We start from the raw sequence: 258 nt of genomic DNA, 5'->3' as shown, positions 1-258 counted from the left end.
TGGAGCAGCAGACCGCCGCCAGCCATTCGCTGGCCCGCGAAGCGGAAGCGCTGAACAGCCTGCTTGGGCAGTTCAGGATGGGCGGCGCACGCACCGCCGTTGCGAGCGCCGGCGGATATTCCGCTCCGCGCCCGTCTTCGGCCAAGCCTGCCTTCCAGCCTGCGCCGGCCGCGCCGATCCGCAAGGCTCCGGTAAAATCGGCCTCTGCAACAGCAAGGCCTGTCGCATCGCCGGCCCGTGCACTCGGCCAGAGCCTCG

At 70.5% G+C, this 258-nt stretch carries 1 protein-coding gene; it reads left to right on the top strand.

The features are described from left to right. A partial coding sequence (locus I3253_RS20555; RefSeq protein ID WP_232272223.1) for a hypothetical protein occupies window positions 1-258 on the top strand: 258 nt, incomplete at both ends.

This window comes from Thiosulfatihalobacter marinus, from assembly GCF_016019955.1.
Lineage (GTDB): Bacteria > Pseudomonadota > Alphaproteobacteria > Rhodobacterales > Rhodobacteraceae > Shimia > Shimia marinus_A.
Note: the sequence above shows the minus strand (reverse complement) of the source record. Positions and strands in the feature narration are given on the sequence as shown.